2 protein-coding genes are annotated in these 1,661 nt (G+C 38.3%); one reads left to right on the plus strand and one right to left on the minus strand.

Annotated elements, in window-relative coordinates; translation table 11 throughout:
• Nucleotides 1-200: hypothetical protein (locus BN202_RS09985; protein WP_019219865.1), on the plus strand; the 200-nt coding region annotated here is incomplete at its 5' end.
• Nucleotides 201-213: 13 nt separating this feature from the next.
• Here BN202_RS09985 and BN202_RS06775 read toward each other — a convergent pair.
• Nucleotides 214-1,371 (minus strand): tyrosine-type recombinase/integrase, encoded by a 1,158-nt coding sequence (locus BN202_RS06775; protein WP_019219866.1) that lies wholly within the window; start codon nucleotides 1,369-1,371, stop codon nucleotides 214-216.
• Between the last annotated feature and the right edge of the window lie 290 nt (nucleotides 1,372-1,661).

Raw genomic sequence — 1,661 nt, forward strand, 5'->3', positions numbered from 1 at the left:
AAGACGATACAGAGCTTACAGAAACCGAAAAAGCCATGCTTCAAGAAATGATTATTGCCTACCAAAGTGTGAAGATGATGTCGCGTCTGATGAAGTGGATTGTATTTTTTCTTTTTTTGCTGATCCTTGATTTTGCCCGCCTCATGGACGCGCTAGATAATGTCTTTGCACATATGAAACAGTGGTTTTCAAAACATTAACAATTTAATCCCCTTAGGTCGCTCCTGTTATAAATGCAGCCCACTGTTCCATGAGAGCATGTCGTTGTTCTAAAAAATCCGTTCGCATATAAGCTTTTGTCACTGAACTCCCAACTGAATGGGCAAGAACAGTTTCAGCAATCTCAAATGGTGTTGACGTTGTTTCTGCTATCCAGTCACGAAGACTAGATCTGAAACCATGGGGTCTATAATCAAAACCTTTGTCTTTCATGAATTTAGAAAGTGTTACATCAGATATAGGCTTTCCAGAACTCCCAGCAAATAAAAAACCATTCTTTTCAAAAGGGAGAGATTTTTCAATCACGTTCAAAGCTTCATGACTTAATGGCACGCGAAAATCTGAAACTTTTCCCACAATACCTTTCATATTTTCTTTTGGTATTGTCCATATATTTTTATCTATTTGTTCAAGACGCAAATATCGCAATGGATGTGATCGCACCCCTGTCAAAATCAGAAGCTTCAGTGCTAAATTTGAAAGAATCTTATCATCTAAATTCTGATAAAAAGCCGGTACTTCTTGCCATGGCATAGCAGGAATATTTGTTGATGTAGCACGGGGTTTTCCTAAAAGGGCGCGTGCTTTCATACAAGCTTGTAGATCAACGTCCAAACCAAGAGCCGCAGCATATTTCAAACAAATGTTAATACGATTAAGTGCTTTTCGTGCTGTGTCTGCTTTTTCATGCCAAAGAGGAGCAAGAACATTGCGAATGATATTAGCCGTTAATTTTTCTATAGAGAGGCTGCCTATGTGTGGAATAACATGCAATTCCAGCGGAGAAAACCAGCGCCCATTTTTGCCTTCATTTTTTAACTCTGCTTTTTTACTTTCAAAAGCCGCTGTTGCAATCTCACTGAATATGTTGCTTTGCTGTTTTAAGACAGTTTGTTCTCGATAGACAATAGGGTCATTGCCTTCTCTGAGAATAGTACTATAATGCTTGGCAAGTTCGCGCGCTTCTTTCAGAGAAAGTTGTGCGACTGGACCGAGCCCCATTTCACGGCGTTTGTTGTGGTATGTATAACGAAAGAACCAAGAGCGCGTATTGTCTTTTCGAACATTCAACCATAGCCCTGCTCCATCACAATATTTACCTTGAGAAGCAGACTTGACAAGTAATGCTGATAATCTATGAATCGCCCTCACTTAATTTCCCTTCTCGTCCACCTTTTCACACATTGCTCGTCCACCTTTTTGGGTCCACCTTTTAGACCACCTTAAATTTTTGATTTGAGATTTTTTCTTTAATTCTTAATTTTTTTATTGGAACATAAAAAATTATAGACATCAATATGCTCTTGCACATATTTATACGACTTGATTCTTGTTGCTAAAGCCCTGTCTGCCGCGTCTGGGCACCATACTCTTTTTTATTGCTAATAATTTATTGTTTTTACTAATATTTTTTTAAGTGAGGGATCCTAAAATAAAAGTGA

Origin of the sequence: Bartonella florencae, assembly GCF_000312525.1 — a bacterium.
Lineage (GTDB): Bacteria > Pseudomonadota > Alphaproteobacteria > Rhizobiales > Rhizobiaceae > Bartonella > Bartonella florencae.